Genomic DNA, 915 nt, shown 5'->3' with positions numbered 1-915 from the left:
GTGAAGTTCATGCCGTAGATGGTTCCCACGAGCGTCGGACCGAAGAGGATCGCCGCCCATCCGGAGATCTTCTTGACCTGCTCGCTCTGCTCGAGCGCGGTGTCGGTCTGGCGGTGGGTGACGAGCGTGGCGTTGACCGTGAGCGCGTTCTCGAGGATGGCGCGCAGTGACGCCACCCGCTCGGTGACGCGGATGACGTGGTCCTGAACGTTGCGCAGCTCGCGCTGCAGCTCGATGTCGACACGGTACTTCTCGGCGCCCCGCAGCACCGCTTCGAGCATCTCGGTGAGGGGCTCCGTGGCGCGCTGGAAGAGGATGACCTCTCGCGACAGCTCGTAGATACGGCGGGACAGCTCGGAGCCGGTGTCGCTGAACAGCGAGTCCTCGATCTCGTCGACGTCGTTCTGCAGCCCCGCGGTGACCGGCGCGTACTCGTCGACGACCTCGTCGAGGATCGCAGCCAGCACGACCTGGGGGCCCTTCGCCAGCAGCGCCGGCTGCTGCTCCAGGCGGCGCCGCACGACCGCGAGGTCGGGGACCTCGGCGTGGCGGATGGTCACGACGAAGTCCGGGCCGACGAACACGTGCAGCTCGCCGAACTCCACGGTCTCGGTCGCGTCGTTGTATCGAGCCGGCCGCAGCACGGTGAACAGGATGTCGCCGTAGCGCTCGATCTTCGGGCGCTGGTGGCCGGTGAGGGCGTCTTCGACGGCGAGCGGATGCAGCGAGAACTCGGCGGCCACCTGCTGAAGCTCTTCCGGCGTCGGCCGCAGCAGTCCGATCCACGCCATCCCGTGGTTGTCCTTCATGTGCTCGAAGGTCTGCTCGAGGTTCTCGGGGTTTGGGATCCGCTGCCCCGCGACGTACACGGCGTTGTCGATGATCGGCATCCCGCCAGTCTGCCCCTCCCCGCCC

1 protein-coding gene is annotated in these 915 nt (G+C 67.8%); it reads right to left on the bottom strand.

Going from position 1 to position 915, the window contains the following annotated elements; translation table 11 throughout:
- On the bottom strand, positions 1 to 890 hold an 890-nt coding region (locus NQ160_RS24230; RefSeq protein ID WP_257517517.1), incomplete at its 3' end, for a magnesium and cobalt transport protein CorA.
- Between the last annotated feature and the right edge of the window lie 25 nt (positions 891 to 915).

Source organism: Microbacterium sp. zg.Y909 (genome assembly GCF_024626565.1).
Note: the sequence above shows the minus strand (reverse complement) of the source record. Positions and strands in the feature narration are given on the sequence as shown.